Origin of the sequence: Streptomyces sp. XD-27 (assembly GCF_030553055.1) — a bacterium.
Classification (GTDB): Bacteria; Actinomycetota; Actinomycetes; order Streptomycetales; family Streptomycetaceae; genus Streptomyces.
The window spans coordinates 476,094-499,604 of record NZ_CP130713.1; the positions used below are offsets into that span (position 1 = coordinate 476,094).

A 23,511-nucleotide genomic window follows, 5' to 3' on the forward strand; every position below is an offset into this window, starting at 1 on the left:
GCCCCTGCTCCGGCCCTCGGTGTCGTCCCTGATCTGTCACTGGGTGCCGTCCTCGGTCTCGTCCTCGGTTTCCTTGGTGTCCTCGGCGTCGGTGGTGTCCGCGCTCCCCGCGTGGTCGACGGCGTCGAGCAGCGACCACAGCACGTCGCACTTGAAGGCGAGCGCGGCCACCGCCCGGTCCTGGTCGCCCTCGGTCCTGGCCCACTGGAGCACCAGGGCGAGCGCCTCCTGGCTGTCCCGCCGCCCCTGGCTGACGCGGGTGCGGAAGTACGCCAGGCCGTCGCCGTCGATCCAGCGGTAGTGCCGCTCGAACGCGGCGGTGCGGGTGCGCATGATGTCGGGGGCGGACAGCTCGGTGAGGGAGGCGGCGACCGCCTCCAGCGGGGAGCGGAGCCGGCAGAAGTTGACGTAGCCGTCGACGGCGAGCGCCACCCCCGGCAGGACGTCCTGTCCGGACATCAGCCGGGCGCGGTCGAGCCCGGCGGCCTCGCCCAGCCGCAGCCAGCGTTCGATGCCGCCCTCCCCCTCCGCGGCACCGTCGTGGTCGTGGATCCGGCGCAGCCACATGCGGCGCAGCGCGGGGGTTTCCAGCTTGGCGGTGATGAGGGCGTCCTTGACGGGGATGTGGCGCTGGTAGTGGAAGCGGTTGCTGATCCAGCGCCGCAGTTCGGCCGGGGTCAGTTCACCCTGGTGCATGCGGACGTTGAAGGGGTGGCGGTCGTGGTAGCGCTCGCGGGCGACGGCCCGCAGCCGGTCCTCGAAGGTCGCCGTGCCGTTCACAGGCTGATCTCCATCCCGTCGGCGGCCACCTCGACGCCCAGTGCGGTCAGTGCGGCGTGTTGCGGTGCGGCCGGGTCGGCGAGGGGATTGGTGTTGTTCAGGTGGGTGTAGAGGCAGCGGGCGCGCAGGGATGCGAGCCGGTGCGCGGTGCCGCCGGGTCCGTCGATCGGCAGGTGTCCCATGGCGGTCGCGGTGCGGCCGGAGAAGCCGCCGCGCCGGGGCTCGTCGTCGTCCCAGAACGTGCCGTCGACGATCACGCAGTCGGCGTCCGCGACGGCCTGCTGGAAGGCGTCGGGCCAGGTGGCGAGCGCGGGGGCGTACACGAGCGTGCGGCCGGTGGCGCGGTCGCGCAGCCGCAGGGCCACCACCCAGGTGTCGGTCTCCGGTCCGGTGCCGGCCGCGTAGCGCGGGCGTTTGGCGGAGACGGGCACGGCGCGCACGGTGATCGGCGAACCGGGTTCGAGCTGCTGTTCCCAGCCGTTCAGTTCACGCCATTCCAGCGCCGCGTAGGGGGTGAGGACGTCGCCGAGGCGGAGCCGGTCGAGCAGGGCGCCGCGGACGGGCGCGGTGGCGTGGATCCGTATCCGCTCCGCCTCGCGCAGCCGGGCGATGCCGAGGGTGTGGTCGAGTTCGGCGTCGGTGAGCAGGACCCCGGCCAGCGGGGTGCGGCGGACTCCGGGGCCGGGGTGGAGGTCGGGGCAGTCCTCGATCTGGTCGCCCAGGTCGGGGGTGGCGTTGACCAGGTACCAGCGGCCTTCGGCGGCCTGGACGGCGAGGGAGGCGTGGCGGCGGCGCCGGTGGGGTGGGCGCGTGCCCCGGTGCAGGTGGGGCACGCGCAGTTCCACTGGGGTAGGCCGCCGCCCGCCGCGGTGCCGAGCACGCGCAGCAGCATGGCGGCGGGTCAGCGGGTGGTGAGCGCGTAGGCGGTGACCTCCAGCGCGGTGTCCACGATCACGTAGTCGGGGGTCTGCCAAGCGGTCTGCCACGCGGTTTCCTCGGGGCAGGGCGCGGTCTGCTCGGCCTGCTGCCGGCTGTCGTTCATGACGGTTCCGCCTTCCTGTGGTTGGGGGTGATCCCCGGGAGGCTTCCGGGGGATCCGCACATGGTGAAGGTCACGTCGCGGGCGTATGTGCCCCTGATGGATGGCGAGTTGGCGGCCGCATACGTCTGTTGCCCCTTCGCGATCGGCGGCAGTACGTTCCCCCGCGAATCATCAGAAACCTTTCCTACCAGCTTTCCCCGCCATTGGAGCCGTTGATGCAGAAATCCACGCATCACGCACGCGCTGATCATCGGCATGCGACACTGCGCCATGACGGGGTGTCGCAGTGTCATGCCGACGGGAGCCGCCGTGGACGGACAAGGGCGCGAGCACGCACGGGCCGACGTACGAGGGCGCGAACGCGCAGGGGCGGATGCGCAACGGCGTGAGCACGCAGGCGTCAGAGCCCGCCAGGAAGCCGACCGGCTGGCCGCCGAGGGCGTCCGGGGCACCGCGCTGACCTGGGTGGACAACGCCGGGCTGACCCGCGTGAAGGGCGTGCCGACCGCGCGGCTGCCGGATGCCGCGCGCTGGGGTGTGGGCATGTCGCCGGTCTTTGATGTCTATCTGGTGGACGACTCGATGACCAGCAGCCGCCATGTGGGCGGCCCGGACGGGGATCTGCGGCTCTTTCCCGACCTGGACCGGCTGACTCCGCTGGCGGCGCAGCCCGGTTGGGCGTGGGCACCGGTCGACCGGTACGACCAGTCGGGGGCGCCGCACCCGGTGTGCCAGCGGCTGTTCGCCCGCCGGATGTCCGAACGCGCCGCCCAGCGCGGCTTCGGGCTGCGGATGGGGTTCGAGACCGAGTGGGCGGTGACGCGCGCCGACGCCCCGGGAGCCGACGCGGAGGCGGTGCCCGGCCTCGCCCGCCCGGGTGCGGGCCCCGCCTACGGCATGGCGCGCGTCGTGGAGCTGTCCGACTACCTCTCCGACGTCCTCGACGCCCTGCACACCGAGGGGGTGGAGGTCCTCCAGCTCCACCCCGAGTACGCGCCCGGCCAGTTCGAGGTGTCGGTGGCGCCCGCCGACCCGGTCGGCGCCGCCGATCTGGCCGTACTGGTACGGGAGACGGTCCGGGCGGTCTCGGCCCGGCACGGGCTCACCGCGCTGTTCGGCCCGGTCATCGAGGCGGGCGCGGTCGGCAACGGCGGGCACCTCCACCTCAGCCTGTGGCAGCACGACCGGAACCTGTGCCGGGGCGGCGACGGCCCGTACGGGATGACGGCGACGGCCGAGGCGTTCCTGGCCGGGGTGCTGCGGGAACTGCCCGCGCTGCTCGCGATCGGGGCGCCGTCGCCCGCCAGCTATCTGCGCCTGGAACCCTCCCGCTGGGCCGGCGCGTTCCAGTGCTGGGGGCTGGAGAACCGCGAGGCCGCCCTCCGTTTCGTCACCGGCGCGCCGGACGCCCCGGGCGCGGCCAACGCCGAGGTCAAGTGCTTCGACGCGGCGGCCAATCCGTATCTGGTGGTGGGCGCGGTCATCGCGGCGGGCCTCGCCGGGCTCGACGCCGGGCTGTCGCTGCCGGACCCGGTCGCCGGTGATCCCGCGCTGACCGGCGCCGCGCCCCGGCTGCCCACCTCGCTGGGCGAGGCGCTGCGGGCGTACGAGGGCTCGGCGGTGCTCCGCGAGGCGCTGGGCGATCCGCTGTTCGAGTCGGTGGCGGCGGTGCGCCGGGCGGAGATCGAGCTGTTCGACGGGGCGTCGCCGGAGGCGATCGCGGCGGCCACGCGCGGACGGTACTGAGATGCCGCCCGGGGACGGTGCAGGCATGGCGCCTGCGGACGGTGCGGGCATCGGGCCCGCGGGCCGTGCGGGCATGCCGCCCGGGGACGGTACGGACATGCCGCCCGGTGCGGATGTGCCGACGCCCGGGGCGGGGGAACTGCCGCTGCCGCCGCTGGTGGACCACCACTGCCACGGCGTGGTCCGCGGCGACCTGGACGACGCGGGGTTCGAGGGGCTGCTCACCGAGTCCGACGCGCCCGCCGCGCCCGGCACCAGCTTCTTCGACACCCAGTTGGGCTTCGCCGTGCGCCGCTGGTGCCCGCCGCTTCTCGGGCTGGACGCGCACTGCCCGCCCGAGCGGTATCTGGCCCGGCGGCGCGCCCTGGGCTGGGAGGAGGTGACCCGGCGGCTGCTGCGGGCCGCGGGCATCGGCACGTTCCTGGTGGACACCGGCCTCCCTGGTGATCTGACGGACCCGGCGCAGCTCGCGGCGGCGGGCGGCGGCACGGCACGCGAGATCGTCCGACTGGAAGCCCTCGCGGAGCGGGTCGCCGACGGCACGCGCTCGGCGTCGTCCTTCCTGACCGGGGTGGACGACGGGGTGCGCGGGGCCGCGCGGACGGCGGCCGGGTTCAAGTCGGTGGCCGCCTACCGGCACGGTCTGGACCTCCCCGCCGAGCCGCCCGCCCCCGCGCGGGTCGCGGCGGCGGCCAGCCGGTGGCTCGCGGACCGCGCCCCGGGCGGCCGGCTCGCCGACCCGGTGCTGCTGCGGCATCTGCTGTGGTCGGCGGCCCGGACGGGGCTGCCGCTGCAACTGCACACCGGGTTCGGCGACCCCGACCTGACCCTGCACCGCTGCGACCCGCTGCTGCTCACCGACTTCATCCGCGCCGTACGCCCCACCGGCTGCACGCTCGTGCTGCTGCACGGCTACCCGTACCACCGGAACGCGGCCTACCTCGCCCACGCCTTCCCGCACGTCTACGCGGACGTCGGGCTGGCCCTGGCGCACACCGGCGCCCGGGCCGAGGCCGTGCTCGCCGGGTTCCTGGAGCTGGCGCCGTTCGGCAAGCTGCTGTTCTCCACCGACGCCTACGGGCTTCCCGAGCTGTACGTGGTCGGCAGTCGGCTCTTCCGCGAGGCGCTGCACGGTCTGCTCTCCCGCTGGGTCGCGGACGGTGCCTGGGCGCGGGCGGACGCGGAGCGGGTCGCGGCGCTGATCGCGGCGGGGAACGCCCACCGGGTGTACGGCACGGGTGCCGCATCGGGGCCGCGCACCGGCGCGGGAGCAGAACCGGGGCCGCGCCCCGGACCGCGTCCCCGGTAGCGTGCCCCGACCGAACAACATGGAGGTGGATCGTATGCGCATACCCGGCTCGACCGTCCTGATCACCGGCGCCACCGGAGGGATCGGGCGGACCCTCGCCCGCGCCTTCGCCGCCAAGGGCGCCGACCTGCTGCTCACGGGGCGGCGTGCGGACGTCCTCCAGGACCTGGCGGCGTCGCTGGGCGGCGGCGCCCGGACCGTGGTGGCCGACCTGGCCGACCGCGCCGACGTGGAGCGGCTGGCGCACGAGGCCGCGGACGTGGACATACTCGTCGCCAACGCCGCGCTCCCTTCCAGCGGCGAGGCGTTGGCGTACTCTCCGGAGGAACTCGACCGGGCGCTGGAGGTCAATCTGCGCGCGCCGGTCATGCTGGCCCGGCTGCTCGCGCCGCGGATGGTGGCGGCCGGGCGCGGCCATGTGGTCATGATCGGCTCGGTCTCGGGCCGGACCGCCTCCCCCGGTGCCGCGCTCTACAACGCGGCCAAGTTCGGCCTGCGCGGCTTCTCGCACGGGCTGCGGCAGGACCTGCACGGCACGGGCGTCGGGGTGTCGATCGTGCAGCCGGGCTTCGTGCGCGACGCGGGCATGTTCGCCGACTCCGGCGTCACCCTGCCCGCGGGGGTCCGCACGGTCTCGCCGCGCCAGGTCGCGCTGGCCACGCTCCGGGCCGTCGAGCAGGACCGCGCCGAGGTCAACATCGCCCCGCTGGAGCTGCGGATCGGCGGGGCGATCGGCGGTCTCTTCCCGGGGCTGGCGGCGGCGGTGCAGCGCCGGGTGGCGGGCGACACGGTCCGCCAACTCGCCGAGGGGCAGCGCGCCAAGCGCTGACGGGCGGCGCGGAGCGGCCGCCACCGGGTGTCGACCGGGTGGCGACCGGGTGGGGCGCGCCCGCCGCCGTATGGCGTATGACCGGAAATGACGGCCTGGGCGCGATGTCGGCCTGGTCTGTCTTCTCCTCTCCGGGTCCGTACCGGAGGATGAGCAGGAGCGATTTCTTCGCGCTCGCCAGTCCACAGTTCGTACCGACAGCCGTCACCATAGGGGCGTACGGCGGACGGTGAGGGAGCGGGCCTATGCGGGCGGTGGTGTTCGATGCGTTCGGGCGGAAGCCTGAGGTCCGGGAGGTCCCGGATCCCGCGCCCTCCCGCGGCGGGGCGGTGATCCGCGTCGAGGCCACCGGACTGTGCCGCAGCGACTGGCACGGCTGGATGGGGCACGACCCCGACATCCGGCTGCCGCACGTGCCCGGCCACGAACTGGCCGGGGTCGTCGCGGCGGTGGGCCCGGACGTCGCCAACTGGCGGCCGGGGCAGCGCGTGACGGTGCCGTTCGTGTGCGCCTGCGGCCGCTGCGGGGCCTGCGTGGAAGGCGCCCAGCAGGTGTGCGAGCGGCAGAGCCAGCCGGGGTTCACGCACTGGGGTTCCTTCGCCGAGTACGTCCCCGTGAAGAACGCCGACATCAATCTGGTCGGCATCCGGGAGGAGTTGTCCTTCACCACGGCGGCGGGTCTCGGCTGCCGCTTCGCGACCGCGTTCCGGGCCGTCGTGGCGCAGGGCCGGGTCGCCCCGGGCGAATGGGTCGCGGTGCACGGCTGCGGCGGGGTCGGCCTCTCCGCCGTGATGATCGCGGCGGCGGCGGGCGCGCGGGTCGTCGCGATCGACATATCGCCCCGCACGCTGGATCTGGCGCGCCGGTTCGGAGCCGCGCTGTGCATCGACGCGTCGTCGCTGCTGGGCTCGGTGGCGGACGCCGTACTGGACGCGACCGGCGGCGGCGCGCATCTCTCCCTCGACGCGCTGGGCAGCCCGCGTACCTGTGCCGCGTCCATCAACAGCCTGCGCCGGCACGGCCGGCACGTCCAGGTCGGCCTGCTGCCGCCGGCCGCCGGGAACCCGATGCTCCCGATGGCCCGGGTGATCGCCCTCGAACTGCATCTGCTCGGCAGTCACGGCATGGCCGCCGCGGCCTACGCGCCGATGATGGAGATGGTCAAGGCCGGGACGCTGCGCCCGGACCTGCTGGTGACCCATACGATCGGCCTCGACGAGGCGCCGACGGCGCTGGTGGCGATGGGTTCCAGGGGCCGCAACCGGACGGGGGTCACGGTCATCGAACCGCGTCGTGGCCCTGGGGATTCCCGGGCTAGGGCGTGTCAGGCCCCGCTGGGGCGCGGCCCGGGGTCGGGGCCGGGGCTCTGGGAGCACCTGCCGGAGGGGGTCCGCACAGGGACGGGTACGGCCGGGGCCGCCGGTACGGCCGTGGCCGCCGGTGCGGCCGGTAGGGCCAGGGCGGCCGGGGCGCTCGGCTCGCGCAGGCGCGCGCCCTCGACGTCCACGTGCGGCAGGATCCGGTCCAGCCACTTCGGCAGCCACCATGCCTTCCCGTCGAGCAGGGCCAGCAGCGCCGGCACGATCGCCATGCGGACCACGAAGGCGTCGAAGAGGACGGCCACCGCCAGCCCGAAGCCGATCGTCTTGACCATCACCTGGTCGGAGCCGACGAAGCCGGAGAAGACGCTGATCATGATCACCGCCGCGGCGGTGACGACCCGCGCCCCGTGCCGGAAGCCCGCGACCAGGGCCGGGGCCGGGCGCATGCCGTGGACGTACGCCTCGCGCATCCGGGTCACGAGGAAGACCTCGTAGTCCATCGCCAGGCCGAAGACGACGCCGATCACGAAGATCGGCATCATGCTGGTGATCGGGCCGGTCTCCTCGATCCCGAACAGCCCGGCCAGCCAGCCCCATTGGAAGACGGCGACGACGACGCCGAGGGCCGCGACGATGGACAGCAGGAAGCCCAGCGCCGCCTTCAACGGCACCAGCAAGGACCGGAAGACCACGGTCAGCAGCAGGAACGCCAGGCCGACGACCAGGGCCAGATACGGCACGAGCGCGTCGTTGAGCTTGCGGGAGACGTCGATGTCCATGGCGGTCCGCCCGGTGACGAGGACCTCGTCACCGGCGAGCCCGCGGAGCGCGGTGACCAGGTCCTGGGTCCTGGTACTGGTGGGGGCGGACGCCGGGACCACCGTGATGGTCGCCGTGTCCCCCGCCTTGTTGAAGACGGGTGCGGAGGCACTGGTCACGTCGTCGAGCCGCCGCACGGCCCGGTGCACCCGGTCCGCCACGACGTGGGGGTCGCGGCTGCCCCTGGCGTCCACGGTGACGATGAGCGGCCCGTTGAAGCCGGGGCCGAACCCCTCCGCGAGCATGTCGTACGCCTTACGGCGGGTGCTGTCTCCGGGGGCCGTCCCGTCGTCGGGCATGCCCAGTTCCAGGCTCGCCGCAGGGACGGCGACCGCGCAGAGGCCGAGCACGCCGAGCAGCAGCACGCCGATCGGGTGGATCAGCACGTAACGGGCCCAGCGGGTCCCGGCGTTGGTCTCCGGCACCGGGCGCTGCCGGGCGTCCGCGCGCCGTTGGCCGTCCGCGCGTCGTCGGCCGTTCGCGCGCCCGCGCCGCGCCGGGCGCTTCTCGCGGGCGAGCACCCGCTCGCCCGCGAAGCCCAGCAGCGCGGGTATCAGGGTGATCGCGATGACGACCGCGATGGCGACGGCGCCCGCGGCCGCCAGCCCCATCTTCGTCATGTCGGGGATGTCGACCACGGCCAGGCCGACCAGCGCGATGATGACCGTGAGGCCGGCGAAGACGACCGCCGAACCCGCGGTGCCGACGGCATGGCCGATCGCGTCGTCCCGGTCCCTGCCCGCGGCGAGTTCACCGCGGAAGCGCGAGACGATGAACATGGCGTAGTCGATGCCGACGGCGAGGCCGAGCATCATCGCCAGGATGGGCGTCGAACTGCCCAGCCCCAGCGGCCCGGTGAGCGCGGTGATGCCCGCCACGGTGATGCCGACGCCCACGACGGCGGTGAGCAGCGGCAGGCCCGCGGCGACCAGCGACCCGAAGGTGACGGCGAGGACGAGCGAGGCGACGGCGACGCCGATGACCTCCGTCACGCCGGTCGACGGCTGCTCGTCCATCGCGTCGCCGCCGATCTCCACCACCAGCCCGGCGGACCGCCCGCGCCGGGCCGCGTCCCTGAGCGCCCGACGGTCGCCGTCCGCCAGCTCGGTGGCCTTGGCCTCGTACGAGACCAGGGTGTAGGCGGTGGTGCCGTCCGCGCTGACCCCGCCGTCCCGGAACGGATCGCTGACGGCGGCGACCTTCCGGGAGCCGGGCCCGGTCCGCAGTCCCTCGACGGCCTTCGCGACGGCGCGCCGGTGTACCGGCTCCTTGATCCTCTCACCGAACGGCGCCTGGAACACCACCCGCGCGGTGGCGCCATCGGAGTGGGAGTCGGGGAACCTCTCCTCCAGCAGGTCGAACGCCTTCTGCGCCTCGGTGCCGGGGACGTTGACGGCATTGGTGGCCGGGGACGAGGCGGTCACCGCCGCCGTACCGACGGCCGCGAGCAGGGCGACCCAGAGCAGGACGACGAGCCGACGCCGCCGGAGCGCGAACCGGCCGAGTGTGCAGAGGAACGTGGCCACGAGGGTGGTGCTCCCGTCTCGTCGAACCCGACACGCCAGTGCGTACGAGACGGTTTGGTACACCGGGTAGGTGGAGCACAGCTATCGGACTGCTGGACCTCTGACAGCCGCGTCAGTCGGCCTCGGTGCCGCAGGGTCCGCCGCCGCTGCTCGGCTCCAGGAACACCTCGTCGCCGCCGAGCGTGAAGGTCCGGTAGAAACGGGAGATGTTGCGGGTCGATCGGGGCGCGTAGTGGCAGATGAAGGAGCGGCGGAACCGGTCGGGGGTGGTGTTGGGTTCCGAGCCGTGCACCAGGCTGCCGTTGAAGAACAGCACGTCACCGGGGTCCATGTCGACGGGGACGCGGGCGAGGCCGGGCGGCACCGGCACGTGTTCCTTGGTGAAGTACGTGCCCGGGTCGGCCTCCTCCGGGCAGAACAGTGCCATCCGGTGGGTGCCGGGGACGACTTCCAGGCCGCCGTTGGACCGGTCGGCCCGGTCCAGCGCGACCCAGGCCGCGACGCAGGTGCCCGGTTCGACCCGGAGATAGAAGTTGTCCTGGTGCGGCGCCTGGCCGCGGGCGCCGGGCGGCTTGAAGTAGAACATGCTCTGCGCTGCTACCGGCTCCTCCCCCAGCAGCTCGGTCACGACCCGGCCGATGCGGGGGTCCAGCAGGGTGCGCAGGGCGAGCTCGCTGACCAGGTGCGGGTTCATCACGCGCGGGTAGGCGCGCAGCGGGTCGTAGGGGCCGTGCGGATCCTGCGGGCGGGGTTCGAAGTGGCCCGGAAGGGGCCCCGCGGCCCGCAGCGCGGCGAACTCCGCCAGCAGTTCCCGCACCTCGGCGGGCGGCAGCAGCCCGCGCAGCACGGTGTATCCGGCGCGGTGGAACCGGCTCGTATCCAGGCGCGTGTCCATGCTTCGACCGTAGGGACACCCGGCCGTGCCAGGCTATGCCCGTGGCGTCCGAGAACCTGCCTGATCCTGCTGCCCCGCCGGCCGAGGTGCTGATCGTCGGCCGCTACGCGCAGCGCGCCGGATACGCGGTGCGCCGCGAGCGCGGGGCCCCGAGCTGGCTGCTGCTGTGGACCGACGACGGCGCGGGTCGCGTCCGGCAGGGCGGGGCGGAGCTCACGGCGCGCGACGGCGATCTGGTGGTGCTGGCGCCGGGGATCCGGCAGGACTACGGGCTCGCGCCGGACGCGGAGCGGTGGTGCTTCTGGTGGGTCCACTTCCAGCCGCGCCCGGCGTGGGAGCAGTGGCTGCGGCCGTATCTGCGGGGCACCGGCTGCTTCGCGGTGCCGCAGGTGGCGCCCGGGGTCCGGCCCCGGATCGGCGCCGCCCTGCGCCGGGCGCACGCCGACGCCCGGTGGTCGGGCGAGGGGCCGCCGCCACCGGCCGTCGCCGCGCACCGGACCACGGCGCCGGCGGTGGTGGCCGCCCTGCCGCACGCGCACGAGCTCGCGCTGAACGGCGTCGAACGCGCCCTGCTGCTCGGCACGTGCGGCGCTCCCGGGGCGGCCGGGGAGGACCCGCGGGTCCGGCGGGCGGAGGCGCTCATCGCCGCCGACCCGGCCGCGCCGCACACCGTGGCCTCGCTGGCCGCGGCCGTGGCCCTGTCGCCGTCCCGGTTCGCACACCTGTTCGCCACGCGGACCGGCCGTACTCCGATGCGGGCCCTGCGGGAGGCGCGGCTGCGGCACGCGGCGCGGCTGCTGGAGACGACGGCGCTGGACGTCGGACAGGTCGCGTCGGCCTCCGGCTTCGCCAGCCCGTTCCACTTCAGCCGCGCCTTCCGCGCCCGCTTCGGGGTCTCGCCCCGAGGGTTCCGCGGCTGAGCCGAGCCGGTCCACCGGCCGCGTTCACGGGCGCCCGGGGTCGGGGGTGACGGTCAGGACGATCTTTCCGGTGGTGCGGCCGGTCTCGCCCAGCGCGTGTGCCCGATCGGCGTCTTCGAGGGGGAGGACCGCGTCGACGATCACCCGCAGACGGCCGCTTTCGACCAGTGCGCTGATCTCGCGCAGCCCCTGCTGGTCGGGTTCGACGAGCATGAACACCGCCCGCACCCCGGCTTCCTCGGCCTGCCGGGCGGGGAAGGTGTCGTCGAACGGCAGGATCGAGACGAGGATCCCTCCGCGGCGCAGGGTGCGCAGGGAGCGTGCCCAGGTGGGGCCGCCGATGCTGTCGAGGACGACATCGACGTCGCGGACGGTGTCGGCGATGTCCTGGGTGCGGTAGTCGATGAGCTCGTCGGCGCCGAGCGCGCGCAGCAGGTCGTGCTTGGCGGCGCGGGCGGTGGCGATGACGTACGCGCCGCGGGCCTTGGCGATCTGCACGGCCAGGTGGCCGACGCCGCCGGCCGCGGCGTGGATCAGGACGCGCTGCCCGGCCTGGACGGCGGCGGTGTCGACCAGGGCCTGCCACGCGGTGAGCGAGGCCAGCGGCAGGGCGCCGGCCTGGATGTGGTCCAGGCCGCGTGGGCGCGGGGCGAAGTGGCGGGCCGGTGCGGTGACGTACTGGGCATACGCGCCCGCGGGGTGCGGGAAGCGCGGCATCCCGAACACCTCGTCGCCGGGCCGGAAGAGCGTCACGCCCGCGCCGACGGCCTCGACGACTCCGGCCACGTCGAATCCGAGGGTGAAGGGAGGTGTCGCTCCGTCTGCGAACACGCCGCGCTCGCGGATCTTCCAGTCGGCGGGGTTCACGCCCGCCGCGTGCACGCGGACCAGGATCTCGCCCCGGCCCGGCTCCGGCCGCTCCGTCGCGACGACCTTCAGGACGTCGGGGGCTCCGGCCCTGTCCTGGGACACGGCACGCATGGTCGAAGGGGTGGTGACGGGCTGGGTCATGACGGCGTTCCTTCTCCGGGGAGGTGCGGTGGGTTCTCGTGCCGGTGGTGCCGGGCACGGACCGAGACTGCCTGGTCGGCACAGCCCCCGGTGGTGGCGCGATGGCCATGTCCTGAAAGGATCCGGCCATGCACCGTGTTGGCGTCCTGGCCCTGGACGGCGTCGTCCCCTTCGAACTCGGCATCCCCGCCCGCGTCTTCAACGCCGCCCGCGACGGCGACGGCGCACCGCTCTACTCCGTGACCACGTGCAGCCTGGACGGCGGCCCGGTGCGCGCCGAGGCCGACTACGACCTCGCCGTCTCCCACGACGCCTCCCTGCTGGCCGCCGTCGACACCGTCGTCGTCCCGCCCTCCCACCGGTTGGGGCCGATACGGGAGGACGGCCGCCTGCCCGGCCCACTGCGCGACGCCCTGGCCGCCATCCGGCCCGGCACGAGGATCGTCGCGATCTGCACCGGCGCCTACGTCCTGGCCGCCGCCGGCCTCCTCGACGGCCGTCCCGCCACCACGCACTGGCGCGAAGCCGACCGGCTCCAGCGGATGTTCACCGCCACCCGCGTCGACCCCGACGTCCTGTACGTCGACGACGGCGACGTCCTGACCTCCGCCGGAGTCGCCGCGGGCATCGACCTGTGCCTGCACATCGTCCGCCGCGATCACGGCAGCCGCATCGCCAACGAGGTCGCCCGCTCCTGCGTCGTACCGCCCTGGCGCGACGGCGGCCAGGCCCAGTACATCCAGCGTCCCGTCCCCGACCCGTCGGCCGGCAGCACCGCGGCCACCCGGGCGTGGGCGATGCGGCACCTGGCCGAGCCGCTCACCCTGGCCGTCCTCGCCGCCCACGCCAACATGAGTGTGCGCACTTTCAGCCGCCGCTTCCGCGACGAAGCCGGCAGCACCCCCGGTGAGTGGCTCACCCGGCAACGCGTCGACCTCGCGCGACACTTCCTGGAGACCACCGACTGGCCGATCGACCTGGTCGCCCACCGGGCCGGATTCGGCACCGGCGCCTCCCTGCGCCAGCGCCTCCAGACCACGATCGGCGTCAGCCCCCAGGCGTACCGCCGCACCTTCCGCCCCCGGCGGACGGCCACCTGACCGGGGGCGAAGCCCCTCGTCACGGGGAGGGGCGGGGTGGGGAATGACCACCGTGGTCGTGGTGGTCCGCACCGGCCTCGATCGTGCCGCCGAGTTCCGCGCGCAGCGCCGCCAGCGGCTTCACCGGGCGCGCCGTGACGACCCACCGCTTGCCGACGAGATACGTGCCGCCGTACGCGCGCGCCTCCGACAGCCAGGCGCGCTGCCCGCTGTCGGCGGCGAAGGTGACCATCCGGAACTCGCCGCGCTCGGTCCGGCAGCCGGCCTGGCGGAGCTCGTCGGCGTCGACGTAGACGTCGGCCGTGCAGCCGATGGCCGCGGCGATGTCGCGTACGGACTCGGGGGCGGCGGCCGGCGGACGGGTGCGGTCCGCCGCGCCGCTACCGGCCGCACCGCTGCCCGCCGTCCGAGTGACCGACGTACGGCTGCCCGTCGCGCCGTCGCCCGCCGTACCGCCGCCTCCGCAGGCGCCGAGCAGGGCCGCCGCGCAGAGTGCGGCGCAGGCCGCCGACAGCCGAACGGACCGGAAACGGGGACGGAGAGGGGGACCGGGCACGGTCAGCTCCCCTGCGCCGCGCCGGCTCCGGCCTTCTTGCCGTCCTTGGTGACGGCGAACCACAGGCCCTGCTTGCCCTGGCCGTTGGTGTCGCCGGGCTTGGTGTCGCCGGTGAAGGTGTAGAGGAGCCAGCAGTCGACGGCGAGCTGCTTGGTGCCGTCGGGCCGGGTGAAGGTGCTGAGCAGTTTGGGGTTCACGCCCTTGACCTTGGCCTTGTCGACGGGCGGGGCCGGCTTCCAGGTGTCGAGGCAGGCGTCGGCGCACGCGGACTTCATGGGCCAGGCGCTGTCCTTGGTGAAGCGGTAGAGGGTCATCCACTTTCCGTCCACGATGATCTCGCCGAGCTTCGCGTCCTTCATCGTGGACAGCTCCGCGGCGTCCTCCGGTGCCTCGGGGGCCTTGTCGCTCGTCTGGCCGGCCTTCTTGCCGTCGGGGGCCAGCGCGTTCCACGTGCCGCCGACGCCGTGCCCCTTGGTGTCGCCGGGTGCGGTGTCCTTGGCGTAGCGGTAGACGGGCCAGCCGCCCAGGGTGAGCTGGCGGGAGCCGTCGGCGCGGGTCACCTCGCCGAGGAGTTCGGGGTCGATGCCGCTGGAGGCGGTGGCGTCGGCGGCGGGGACCGGCGGCCAGGCGGCGGCGCAGTCGCCGTCGCAGTTGGAGGCGGGGGCTTCGCGGTGTCCTTGTCGAATCGGTACAGGGTCCAGCCTTTGCTGTCGGTCACGACCGGGCCCAGTTCGGGGACGTCGCGTACGGCCAGCTTCTTCGCCGGTGCGCCGGTCTTGGACGTGCCGTCGCCGTAGCCGCCGGACTCGCCGGAGCCGCTGCCCTCGCCTGATCCGTAGTTGTATCCGGACCCCTTCGAGCCGTCACCCGAGCCGTATCCCTTGTCGATCGTGTCTCCGGCCGGCTGGACCTTGTCGTTTCCCTGCGACTCGGTGTCCGAACCGCCGCACGCCGCCGTCAGCATGATGACCGCGACCGCCGTGCCGGCGAGTGCCGCGTGACGCCGATTCCTCATGATCTCTCCTCTGGGTCGGGGCGGCGGTGTGCCGCTGCCCCCTCGATACGGGCTGCGGCGCCCCCGGCGTTCAATCGGCCGGGAATTTGTCACAGAGCGACAAACGCGCCGCGGTCGTGTCACAGCTGGGGTGACACGGTGGGGTTCAGGTCTGGATGCGCAGTGCCAGCGCGGGGCAGCGCCGGATCGCGCGCAGCGCCCGGGGGCGCTGGCGGCGCGGCAGCGGCATGCTGGCCTGCGCGGGATAGCCGTCGGAGCCGAGCCGGATCACGCCTGGCACGATGTCCGCGCACAGGCCGTGGCCCTGACACAGCGTCCAGTCCACGACCAGCCGCTCGTCCGCTTCGGCGGAGGTCCCGGTGGGCGGCTCGGCGGACGGCGGTCCGTACGGGACCGTGCCCGCGGGGTCCTCGGCGGGCAGCGGCAGGATGCCGCGTACGGAGCGTCCGCAGCCGCCGCCGAAGGCGTGCTGTTCGAAGTCGTCGGGGAAGGCGGCGAGGGCGCTGGCCACGAAGTGCGAGGTGCCGTCGGGGTGGCTGCACGCCCCCCTGCCGCGGACGGCCCGCACCCGCGTGTGGACGGCCTCGAAGGCGGTCCGGCCACCCCCGTGGACGAGGTCGGCGAGGGCGTCGGCGAGCGAGGGCAGGCCGAGCACGCACGGCCCGCACTGGCCCGCCGACTCGGCCGCCATCCAGCGGGCGACGCGCAGCGTCTCACCGGCCGGGCAGGTGTCCTCGGGCAGCGGCAGGACGGCGCCCGCGCCGAGCGCCGCGCCCTGGGCGGCCAGCGCGTCGCGGGAGACGGTCGCCGCGCGGGCCGCGCCGGGACCGAGCCACCGGCCGTGGTAGCCGCCGACCAGGACGCCCTGCCCGGGGTCGGTGCCGCACAGGTCCAGGACGAAGGGCAGCGGCACCCCGGTGGGCACCTCCACGACCTGCGCGCCGGCGACGGTGAGCAGGACGGTGCCGGGTTCGGTGGGCAGGCCGGTGGCGCGGAAGGGCAGCGCGCCGAGCCGGGCGGCGACGGCCAGTTGGGCGTAGGTCTCGGTGTTGGACAGCAGCGTGGGCAGCCCGCCCAGGCCGCTGTCGCTGGTCCGCACCCGGCGGCCGGAGGGCAGCGCGATGCCGCTGTTCAGGCCGCTGGTGAGGGCGGTCCCCTCGCCGGTGACGAACCGTTCGGGCAGTTGGGTGACCCGTATCCGGCAGCCGCCGGGGGCCCGCTGGGCGACGGCGTCGCTCACCGACCGCGCCACGTCGGGCCGGGTGACGCCGACCGCGATGTCCTCGGCACCGAGCGCCTCGGCGGCCAGTTGCGCGCCGTCCAGCACCAGGTGCGGGGTGTGCAGCAGCAGCGCGGTGTCCTTGAGGCAACTGGGCTCCCCTTCGCTGCCGTTGACCACGACGGCGGTGCGCCCGTCGGCGCGCCGGGCGGCCGCGGCGACGGCCCGCAGCTTCCGGGCGAACGGGAAGCCCGCGCCGCCCCGGCCGCGCAGGTCGATGTTGTCGGCGAGTTCCAGCAGTTCGCCGGAGCGCTGCTCGGGCAGGGCGCCGTGCACGGTGAGGTGGGTGACCCGGTCCAGCCACCCCACCTCGTCCAGTCCGGCCAGCAGCCGGGGCGGGCCGAGGCAGGCGAGCCGGGGTACGGGCCCGGTCATGGCCGGTACCCGCGCGGGCCACGTGGTCGCCCGTCGGCGGCGGTGCCCGCAGCGGTGGCGCGCGCCGCCGCCGTACCGCGCCGGAGCCGGGCGTACGAGCGCTGGACGAGTACGGCGGCGACGCCGGCCAGGCACAGGGCGTACGCGGCGGTCGCCCACCAGGCGGCGGCGCGACCGGACTTGAGGCCGTGGACCAGGGCGGCGCCCCAGGCGACGTACGCGCACAGGTGCACCGCGCGCCACCAGTGGGAGCGGCCCTTGGCGGCGAACGAGCCGCGGACCGCCCCCGTCACCGCGGCGGCCAGGAACAGGTACCCGGCGAGCGTGCCGAGGCCGATGAGCAGCCGCTGGTCGCCGTCGGTGAACGGCACCGCGGCGGCGGCCGGTCCGGTGCGCCCCTCCGCGACCTTCACCCAGATGTGCAGCGCGAGGAAGCCGAAGCCGGCGACGGCCGTGCCGCGGTGGACGGCCTGGGCGATCAGCCGGTGGCCGGTCCGCAGCAGCAGCCGGTCGGTCGCCACCAGCCCCCACAGCACGGTGGCGGTGAGGGAGACGAGCGCGAGGACCCCCGCGCCGAAGTCGAGGAAGTCCCAGAACCGGGTGAAGGCGCCCGCGTTGCCGGCGACGACGAGGGAGAGCAGTGCGGCGGCTCCGAGGACGCCCGCGCGGACGGTGCCGGAGGCCGGTCGGACCCGACCGGGCTCCGGTCCGTCGCGCAGGAGCGGCGGTTCGGGCGGCTCCGGCCGCGGCGGGGGCCGAAGTCCCGCGCGCCGCCCGCCGACGGCGGGCGGTCCCGCGTGGCGTCCCCTCCTGCGGGGCCGGTGCGGACCGGCCGGCGGAGCGGTCGGCGTACCGGCCTGCGGACGGGCTGTCAGCGACTCTGTCTGCGCGGTTGTTTGCGTTTGCGCTTGCGACTGCGTCGGGGAAAGGGTCATCGAAGCCTTCCGAGCGCGCGGGCGCCGAGCACTCCCATTTCGTCTCGGATGCCCAGGTCGGGGGGTGGCCGGCTGGGGCGCTCGCGGCGGCAGCCGGGAGGCAGAAGTATCGCGACTCTTCCCAGAAGCTTCACAAGCTTTATCGCGGTGTGACAAATTCTGGGGCGCACCCGTTCGCCGTGGCCCGCGGCTGCGGAAGATGCCCATCCGGGCGGTTCGGCCACGGCTTGGACCGGCCCCGAGTGGAAGGTGTCCCCATGCATGCATTCCCAGGTTCCCGGCCCGTGAACAGCCCCCGCCCGGCACCGGCCGGGGCAAGATCCGCCGGTCGGCACTGACCGCGTCGACAAGCGCCCGCGAGGCGCAGGAGGACCCTCAACTCCTGATTACCGGGCAGGTCCAGGCCCCCGGCGAGAACGAGGTAAAGATGTGCGAACTACTCAACCGCATGTGGTCGCGCCCGAAAAGCGAGTGGGATTGCGTTCTGCGCAGTGAAATCCCGATGTTCGCGGAAGTACTGGCGGATGCACTGCGCCATACGGAACCGGGCTTTGCCGCTTTCCTGAGGGAAACATCCCGGGAAGCGGCCCGACAGGGCATGGAGCTGGCGCTGCTGGTCGCGCTGGGCTACCGGACGGTGGCGGACGACGCCCCGTCAGGCGTCATACCGTCAGGCGTCATACCGAGGCAGCAGCGCGGCGGCCGGGAGGCCGCATCCGTCCCGGACCACGTCCGGCAGGCGCTGTTCGAGGCGCTGATCGGTGACCCGGCGCGCGCCGAGCGCTCGCTGCCGGAGCTGGCCAGGTCGGCGCGGTGGCCGCTGCCCGACACGGTCCAGGCCGTCGTGCTGGCCGCGCCGGGCGAACTGCCGCGGCTTTCGGCCGCCATGGGCGACGTACTCGTCGGCGCCGTCGACAGCCGGCCCTGCCTGCTGATCCCGGATCCGGCCCAGGGGGCGGAGGCGCGCGCCGCACTGGAGACCGTACTGCGCGGGCGTACGGCGGCGGTCGGGCACACGGTGCCGCTGTACGACGCCGCGTCCTCGCTGCGCTGGGCGCGCCGGCTGCTGTCGCTGGCGCCCGTGGGCGGCGGCCCCGAGGGCCCGGTGGTCTTCGTCGACGACCACCTGTCCACCCTGCTGCTCCTTCAGGACGAGTCGCTGGCGCGGGCGCTGGCCGCCCGCTGGCTGCGGCCGCTGACCGGTCTGACCCCGCGGCAGAGTGAGCGACTGGAGGAGACACTGCTGGCGTGGCTGGAGGGCGGCGGCGCGCCGGAGGCCGCGAAGGCGCTGCACGTGCATCCGCAGACGGTGCGCTACCGGCTGCGGCAGATCGAGAAGCTGTTCGGCCCCGGGCTGCGGGATCCGCGGACCCGGTTCGAGCTGGAACTGGCGCTGCGCAGCCGCCGGCTGATGGCGCAGGTGCGGCGGCAGCGGGCGCGGGTGACCCGCAAGGCGCGGAGCGTGGCGGGCGGCATGACGGGGGGTATGGCGGGAGGCCGCCTCGCGCTGGGCATCGCGCGGGAGGCGCGTGTCAACGGCCTGTGAGAGCGGCGGCAGCCGTACGGCGGCCCCGGCGTCGGAGCCGGGGCCGCCTTACGTCGTACCTCATACCTCGTGCATTGAACGCCGTGTGGCCGGAGAGCGTGCCCGGTCAGCGGCACTCGCGGCCGTTGTTGACGCAGCCCACCGCCCTCGCCATCAGCCGGTCCGGCATCACGTTGATGAAGTCGCCGTGGTCGGTCACCGGTTTGTGGAGCTGCTCGGGGAAGCTGTCGACGGCGAACGGCGTGCCTTGGGGGACGTCGTAGACGATGCGCTGCACCAGCTGGGGGATGGCCCGGAAGCCGTTCGGGCACGACCCGTCGGCCTCGGCGAAGGCGACATGGGTGCGGTGGTTGGCGCTGTCGGTGTTACGGCCGTCCCAGCAGCTCTGGAAGGCGAAGGTGCGCACGACCTTGCTGCCCTGGGGGCACAGCGGGTACTTGTCCTTGAGTCGGCGGTTCTCGAATCCGGTGCAGCTCCATGAGGCGTTGGCGTTGACCGGGCCGTTGGTGAACGCCTTGGCGTCGCCGGTGATGATCCGCAGGAACCGGGGCATCGCGGTGACCTGGCCGACCGGGCTGCCCCGGAAGGTGATCGTCACCTCGTCCGGGGTGAGGATCCGGCCGACGTTGGCGTCCTGCCCGCCGCCGGGGGCGTCGGCGTCGCGTTCCCGCTGGCCGTCGCGCAGCCGCAGCACCGGCCAGTAGTAGGTGGACTGGTCCCCGTTGTCGCAGGTGGTGCCGGACGCCGCGAGGCTCTGGTCGGTGGAGAAGGCGTCGGTGGACTCGTTGCCGACGTAGTCGTGCATGTGGTGGGCGCCGTTGCTCACACCTGGCGCGACGATCACGTTGTCGGGGTTGAAGTGGCCGTTCTCGTTCCGGCCGCAGGCGGAGGTGAACGTCCCCGTGGAGGCGCCGTCGCGGTCCTGGGGCCGGTCGGCTTCGGGGCTGACGGTCGTGATGTCGACGAAGTCGTCGGGCGACGGCCCGGCGGCCTGGCCCTGGCCCTGCTCCTGCCCCTGATCCTGCCCCTGTTCCTGGCCTTGCTCCTGGCCCTGTTCCTGGTCTTGGCCCTGGCCCGGGTCCTGACCCTGGTACAGGTCCTGGTCCTGGCCCCACGCTTGGCCCTGGTCCTCGGTCCGCACCTCGCAGGCGCTCATCCCCCGCAGCCGGTCGGCCTCGGCGGACCCGGCGCCCATCGCCCGTACGACGCGGTCGATCGTCGCACGGCGCTGCGCTTCGAGGTCGGTGAGCACGGCGTCGTCGTCGCGGTCCGAGACGAGCCGCCGGTAGGCGTCGGCCACCTGCTCGTCCAGCTTCGCCAGGTCGGTGTCGACGGAGGACCGCGCGCCGGACGGCACCCGGCGCAGCCGGTCGCCCACGTCCGGGCAGTCGACCGTCCGCACCTGCGCCCGCGGCGCGTCCCCGCCGCTCGGGTCGCTTCCGCCGCTGCCCGCGGAGGCGGTCGCCGCGATGGCGGCCACTCCGCCGCCGCCGAGCGCCAGTACGGCGGCCAGCACCGCGTACGGGTGGGTGAATCGCGCGCGTTTGTGGGTCTGTTCCCTCATGAGATCACTTCGCTTTGTCATCGGTCAGTGCGTCGAAGTCCACGAAGCCGGTGTCCTCCAGGACCGTGATGTGGTCGAGGACGACGGTGTTGGCGCGGGTCGCCAGTGACCGGACCATGGAGTTGCGGCTGTTGGCGCGGATCTGCGCCACCAGCGAGAAGACCTTTCCGTGCGCTCTGCGCAGCAGGTTGGCGAAGAGCCGGTCGTACTCCCGCCCGCGGGCGGCGTCCAACTGGGCGAGCCAGCCCCGCTGTTCCTCCGTGGGCTGGTTGGCCAGGTCCACGCCGACGTCCCGTCCGACCTGGATGACCAGCTTGTCCAGCTCGGTGTGGCCCTCGACGAGGTGGTCTCCGGCCATCCGTACCGCCGGGGTGGTGCCGCGCTGCTGCGCCTGGCGGCCCGCGGGCAGTTCCCACAGGCCCGCGAGCCGGACCTTGCGGACGAACTCCCGGTCCAGCGGGGTCAGCGGCCCGTACTGGGTGCTCATGACCCCGCGTCCGTCGTCCTCCCCCACCGCCGTGCCGGCGGCGGCCGAGGCGCCGCCGCGGCCGAAGAGCTGGACGGGGATCAGCAGGGCCACGAACGTCGCGGTGAGCGCGCCGACCACCAAGGTGGTGGCGAGCATGTGCCGGGACTCCGCTGTGCCGCCGAGGCCGAGTCGCCGTAGGCCGGATCGCATGAGCACCCTCCCTTACTGAAGGCCGGATGAGATGCGTCCGGACGCTAGCCCCGGTCCACGGGGGTGCGGTGAGGGTTCGTCACCGATGGACAAAGAACGGCCGGACCCCGAAATCCCTGGTACGGTGCGGCGGGTTACGGCTGCCGGTGGCGGCTGGGCGGGTTACGGACGTACGCTGCCGTCCGGGAGCGTCACGAACTCGCACCACACGACTTTTCCGCCCCCGCGCGGCTCGACGCCCCAGACGTCGGTCAGCCGGTCCACCAGCAGCAGGCCGCGCCCGGAGACGCCGGCCTCGCCGGGGTCCCGGCGCCGGGGCAGCGCGCTGGAGATGTCCTCCACGTCGACCCTGAGCCTGCGCTCGGCCCCACTGAGCATGCGGACGGTGACGATCGCCCCGCCGTCGGTGTGGAGCAGCACGTTGGTCATCAGCTCGTTGGTGACGAGTTCGATGTCGTCGACCCGGTCTCCGGCGCCCCAGGCCCGCAGCGCCGCGCGGAGCATGTGCCGGGCGGAGGCCAGGGCCTCGGGGTCGCCCTGGGCGATGTGCTGCTGGAGCCGCCCGCTGGACTGGGGTACGTCACCGCCCTGGCGGCGCAGGAGCAGCAGGGCGATGTCGTCCTCGCCGCCGCGCGCCTCGGCCATGGCGCACAGTTTGTCGGCGAGCGGCTGGAGCTCGCGGGGGCCGTCGCGGACGATCCGGGAGAGCAGCTGGATGCCGTCGTCGAGGTCGTCGCCGGGCTGCTCGACCAGGCCGTCGGTGTACATCAGCAGGGTTTCGCCGGGGGCCAGCTCCACGGTGGTCACCGGGTATTCGAGGCGGTGGAACTCGGCCGAGAGGCCGAGGGGGAGGCCGCCGGCCACGGGCAGTCTCCGGCAGGTGCCGTCGGTCTGCCGCAGCAGCGGGTCCATGTGCCCCGCCCGTACCAGGTGCATCGCCCCGGTGGCCGGGTCGACCTCGGCGTAGGCGCAGGTGGCGAAGCGGTCGGTGTCCAGTTCGTCGAGGAACACCGAGGCGCGCGCCATGACGGTGGCCGGGTTGTGGCCCTCGGCCGCGTAGGCGCGCAGCACGATGCGCAGCTGGCCCATGACGGCGGCGGCGTGCGTGTCGTGGCCCTGGACGTCGCCGACGGCGACCCCGACCCGGCCGCCGGGCAGCGGGACCACGTCGTACCAGTCGCCGCCGATGTCCCGGCCGAGGCGTGCGGAGCGGTAGCGGACGGCGACGCGGGCGCCGGGGATGACGGGGATCCGGCGCGGCAGCATGGCCTGCTGGAGCCCCTCGGCGAGGTCGTGTTCCTGCTCGAAGAGCATGGCGCGCTGGAGGCTCTGCGCGATGCTGGTGCCCAAGGTGATGATCAGGTTGCGGTCCTCCGGGGTGAAGCCCTCCTTGTCGCTGTAGAGCAGTCCGAGGGCGCCGATGGGGCGGCCCTGGGCGATCAGTGGCAGGTAGGCCGCGCAGGAGACGTCCAGGGGCTCGATGTGCGGCCACAGGACCGGATAGCAGTCGGCGAACTCCTCGCGCGAGACGATGAAACGGGGGTTGAGGGTCCGTACCACCTCGCTCATCGGGAACTGCTCGTCGACGCCGGTGTACTCGAACTCCGGAACGTTGCTGCCGATCTGCCCTTCGGCGACGACGTGGATGCGGGTGCCCTCGACGAGTCCCAGCATCACGCTGACCAGGCCGAGGTGGCCGAGCGCGCGGGCGTCCTCGAGGACGTCGATGACGTCGGAGACGGTCCGGGCGTGCGCCAGGATGACGGTGACCCGCTCCACCACACTCGTCTGCCGGATGCGCTCCTCGTCCAGGTCGGCGCGCCCGGCGGCGTCGGCGAGCTCCTGGGTGGCGTCGCGGAACACGCCGAGGATCCGGTGCGGGCGGCCGCCGCTGTCGCGCTGGATGCTGCCCTGGACGTGAATCCAGCTGGCGGGGCTGTCACCGTGCCGGACGCGCACGTACGTGCTGTAGCCGCCGCTGCCGTTCTTGAGCGCCTGCGAGACCTGGGCGTCCAGGCGCGCGGACTCGCTGGCCGGGAGGAAGCGGGCGAGCGAGGTGGGCTGCCCGTCGTACTCCTCCGGGGGGACGCCGAGCACCCCGAGCGCGCTCGAGTCCATGTGCATCAGGCCGCTGTCGAGATCCCAGTCGAAGCAGCCCATACGGTTCAGGGCCAGGCTCAGTTCCGGGCGGGCGGGCCAGTCGTCCGGGTCGTGCGCGGCGGCCGACGTCGCTCCCCGATCAGCCATGGATCCACTCTGCCAC

The 23,511-nt window shown here is 74.1% G+C and carries 18 protein-coding genes and 2 pseudogenes; 7 read left to right on the top strand and 13 right to left on the bottom strand.

Annotated features, from left to right (window positions below; genetic code table 11):
• Positions 1-36: 36 nt before the first annotated feature.
• From pqqC to pqqA, 3 genes are all read right to left on the bottom strand, one after another.
• Positions 37-780: a pyrroloquinoline-quinone synthase PqqC gene (gene pqqC / locus Q3Y56_RS02010; RefSeq protein WP_304460252.1), complete on the bottom strand. Its 744-nt coding sequence runs from the start codon at positions 778-780 to the stop codon at positions 37-39.
• Positions 777-1,613, bottom strand: coding sequence for an MBL fold metallo-hydrolase (locus Q3Y56_RS02015; protein ID WP_369696698.1), 837 nt, complete (start codon positions 1,611-1,613; stop codon positions 777-779). The genes pqqC and Q3Y56_RS02015 overlap by 4 nt, the downstream gene beginning before the upstream one ends.
• Positions 1,614-1,681: 68 nt before the next feature.
• Positions 1,682-1,822 (bottom strand): pyrroloquinoline quinone precursor peptide PqqA, encoded by a 141-nt coding sequence (pqqA, locus tag Q3Y56_RS02020; RefSeq protein ID WP_304460253.1) that lies wholly within the window; start codon positions 1,820-1,822, stop codon positions 1,682-1,684.
• A gap of 426 nt (positions 1,823-2,248) precedes the next feature.
• Here pqqA and Q3Y56_RS02025 point away from each other — a divergent pair, with 426 nt between their 5' ends.
• The 4 genes and pseudogenes from Q3Y56_RS02025 to Q3Y56_RS02040 form a co-directional block, all read left to right on the top strand.
• Positions 2,249-3,568 carry a glutamine synthetase family protein gene (locus tag Q3Y56_RS02025; protein WP_304465444.1) on the top strand — a complete coding sequence of 440 codons (1,320 nt, stop codon included), beginning with the start codon at positions 2,249-2,251 and terminating at the stop codon, positions 3,566-3,568.
• A gap of 97 nt (positions 3,569-3,665) precedes the next feature.
• Positions 3,666-4,877 (top strand): amidohydrolase family protein, encoded by a 1,212-nt coding sequence (locus Q3Y56_RS02030; RefSeq protein WP_304465445.1) that lies wholly within the window; start codon positions 3,666-3,668, stop codon positions 4,875-4,877.
• A 34-nt stretch (positions 4,878-4,911) separates the two neighbouring features.
• On the top strand, positions 4,912-5,706 hold the full coding sequence (locus Q3Y56_RS02035) for an SDR family oxidoreductase (protein ID WP_304460254.1): 795 nt from the start codon (positions 4,912-4,914) through the stop codon (positions 5,704-5,706).
• Between the two features lie 245 nt (positions 5,707-5,951).
• Positions 5,952-7,001: pseudogene (locus Q3Y56_RS02040) on the top strand (zinc-dependent alcohol dehydrogenase family protein); the annotation flags it as partial.
• Between the two features lie 29 nt (positions 7,002-7,030).
• On the opposite strand, the gene Q3Y56_RS02045 reads toward Q3Y56_RS02040, so the two are convergent.
• Positions 7,031-9,373: an MMPL family transporter gene (locus tag Q3Y56_RS02045; protein WP_304460255.1), complete on the bottom strand. Its 2,343-nt coding sequence runs from the start codon at positions 9,371-9,373 to the stop codon at positions 7,031-7,033.
• Positions 9,374-9,485: 112 nt separating this feature from the next.
• Complete coding sequence (locus Q3Y56_RS02050) at positions 9,486-10,268, bottom strand: phytanoyl-CoA dioxygenase family protein (protein WP_304460256.1); 783 nt, start codon at positions 10,266-10,268, stop codon at positions 9,486-9,488.
• Between the two features lie 35 nt (positions 10,269-10,303).
• Between Q3Y56_RS02050 and Q3Y56_RS02055 the strand changes: the two genes are divergently transcribed.
• A complete protein-coding gene (locus Q3Y56_RS02055) occupies positions 10,304-11,188 on the top strand; it encodes a helix-turn-helix domain-containing protein (RefSeq protein ID WP_304460257.1) in 885 nt (294 codons plus the stop codon).
• A 24-nt stretch (positions 11,189-11,212) separates the two neighbouring features.
• Here Q3Y56_RS02055 and Q3Y56_RS02060 read toward each other — a convergent pair whose 3' ends face one another.
• Positions 11,213-12,199, bottom strand: coding sequence for an NADP-dependent oxidoreductase (locus Q3Y56_RS02060; RefSeq protein WP_304460258.1), 987 nt, complete (start codon positions 12,197-12,199; stop codon positions 11,213-11,215).
• Between the two features lie 128 nt (positions 12,200-12,327).
• Between Q3Y56_RS02060 and Q3Y56_RS02065 the strand changes: the two genes are divergently transcribed.
• Positions 12,328-13,299, top strand: coding sequence for a GlxA family transcriptional regulator (locus tag Q3Y56_RS02065; RefSeq protein WP_304460259.1), 972 nt, complete (start codon positions 12,328-12,330; stop codon positions 13,297-13,299).
• Between the two features lie 19 nt (positions 13,300-13,318).
• Here Q3Y56_RS02065 and Q3Y56_RS02070 read toward each other — a convergent pair whose 3' ends face one another.
• The 4 genes and pseudogenes from Q3Y56_RS02070 to Q3Y56_RS02085 form a co-directional block, all read right to left on the bottom strand.
• The gene (locus tag Q3Y56_RS02070; protein ID WP_304460260.1) at positions 13,319-13,855 is read right to left on the bottom strand and encodes a hypothetical protein; all 537 of its coding nucleotides are present in this window, start codon (positions 13,853-13,855) and stop codon (positions 13,319-13,321) included.
• A 2-nt stretch (positions 13,856-13,857) separates the two neighbouring features.
• Positions 13,858-14,870 (bottom strand): annotated as a pseudogene (locus Q3Y56_RS02075) (SCO0930 family lipoprotein).
• 145 nt (positions 14,871-15,015) lie between these two features.
• Entirely contained in the window at positions 15,016-16,524 is a 1,509-nt protein-coding gene (locus tag Q3Y56_RS02080; protein WP_304460261.1) for an NADH-quinone oxidoreductase subunit NuoF family protein, read from the bottom strand.
• On the bottom strand, positions 16,521-17,459 hold the full coding sequence (locus Q3Y56_RS02085; protein ID WP_304460262.1) for a hypothetical protein: 939 nt from the start codon (positions 17,457-17,459) through the stop codon (positions 16,521-16,523). Before Q3Y56_RS02085 ends, Q3Y56_RS02080 begins: the two co-directional genes overlap by 4 nt.
• Positions 17,460-18,057: 598 nt before the next feature.
• Between Q3Y56_RS02085 and Q3Y56_RS02090 the strand changes: the two genes are divergently transcribed.
• Positions 18,058-19,005 (top strand): PucR family transcriptional regulator, encoded by a 948-nt coding sequence (locus Q3Y56_RS02090; protein ID WP_369696699.1) that lies wholly within the window; start codon positions 18,058-18,060, stop codon positions 19,003-19,005.
• A gap of 106 nt (positions 19,006-19,111) precedes the next feature.
• Here Q3Y56_RS02090 and Q3Y56_RS02095 read toward each other — a convergent pair whose 3' ends face one another.
• From Q3Y56_RS02095 to Q3Y56_RS02105, 3 genes are all read right to left on the bottom strand, one after another.
• Positions 19,112-20,569 (bottom strand): DUF1996 domain-containing protein, encoded by a 1,458-nt coding sequence (locus Q3Y56_RS02095; protein ID WP_304460264.1) that lies wholly within the window; start codon positions 20,567-20,569, stop codon positions 19,112-19,114.
• Between the two features lie 4 nt (positions 20,570-20,573).
• Positions 20,574-21,248, bottom strand: a complete 675-nt coding sequence (locus tag Q3Y56_RS02100) for a DUF4142 domain-containing protein (protein WP_304460265.1) — start codon at positions 21,246-21,248, stop codon at positions 20,574-20,576.
• Positions 21,249-21,410: 162 nt separating this feature from the next.
• Entirely contained in the window at positions 21,411-23,495 is a 2,085-nt protein-coding gene (locus Q3Y56_RS02105) for a SpoIIE family protein phosphatase (RefSeq protein WP_304460266.1), read from the bottom strand.
• Positions 23,496-23,511: the final 16 nt, after the last annotated feature.

What these genes read in the sequence shown, in the direction of transcription:
- pqqA (WP_304460253.1), bottom strand. Translation starts at nt 1,822, where the DNA reads ATGAACGACAGCCGGCAGCAGGCCGAGCAGACCGCGCCCTGCCCCGAG.
- Q3Y56_RS02030 (WP_304465445.1), top strand. Translation starts at nt 3,666, where the DNA reads ATGCCGCCCGGTGCGGATGTGCCGACGCCCGGGGCGGGGGAACTGCCG.
- Q3Y56_RS02035 (WP_304460254.1), top strand. Translation starts at nt 4,912, where the DNA reads ATGCGCATACCCGGCTCGACCGTCCTGATCACCGGCGCCACCGGAGGG.
- Q3Y56_RS02050 (WP_304460256.1), bottom strand. Translation starts at nt 10,268, where the DNA reads ATGGACACGCGCCTGGATACGAGCCGGTTCCACCGCGCCGGATACACC.
- Q3Y56_RS02055 (WP_304460257.1), top strand. Translation starts at nt 10,304, where the DNA reads ATGCCCGTGGCGTCCGAGAACCTGCCTGATCCTGCTGCCCCGCCGGCC.
- Q3Y56_RS02060 (WP_304460258.1), bottom strand. Translation starts at nt 12,199, where the DNA reads ATGACCCAGCCCGTCACCACCCCTTCGACCATGCGTGCCGTGTCCCAG.
- Q3Y56_RS02065 (WP_304460259.1), top strand. Translation starts at nt 12,328, where the DNA reads ATGCACCGTGTTGGCGTCCTGGCCCTGGACGGCGTCGTCCCCTTCGAA.
- Q3Y56_RS02080 (WP_304460261.1), bottom strand. Translation starts at nt 16,524, where the DNA reads ATGACCGGGCCCGTACCCCGGCTCGCCTGCCTCGGCCCGCCCCGGCTG.
- Q3Y56_RS02085 (WP_304460262.1), bottom strand. Translation starts at nt 17,459, where the DNA reads ATGACCCTTTCCCCGACGCAGTCGCAAGCGCAAACGCAAACAACCGCG.
- Q3Y56_RS02090 (WP_369696699.1), top strand. Translation starts at nt 18,058, where the DNA reads ATGGAGCTGGCGCTGCTGGTCGCGCTGGGCTACCGGACGGTGGCGGAC.
- Q3Y56_RS02095 (WP_304460264.1), bottom strand. Translation starts at nt 20,569, where the DNA reads ATGAGGGAACAGACCCACAAACGCGCGCGATTCACCCACCCGTACGCG.
- Q3Y56_RS02100 (WP_304460265.1), bottom strand. Translation starts at nt 21,248, where the DNA reads ATGCGATCCGGCCTACGGCGACTCGGCCTCGGCGGCACAGCGGAGTCC.
- Q3Y56_RS02105 (WP_304460266.1), bottom strand. Translation starts at nt 23,495, where the DNA reads ATGGCTGATCGGGGAGCGACGTCGGCCGCCGCGCACGACCCGGACGAC.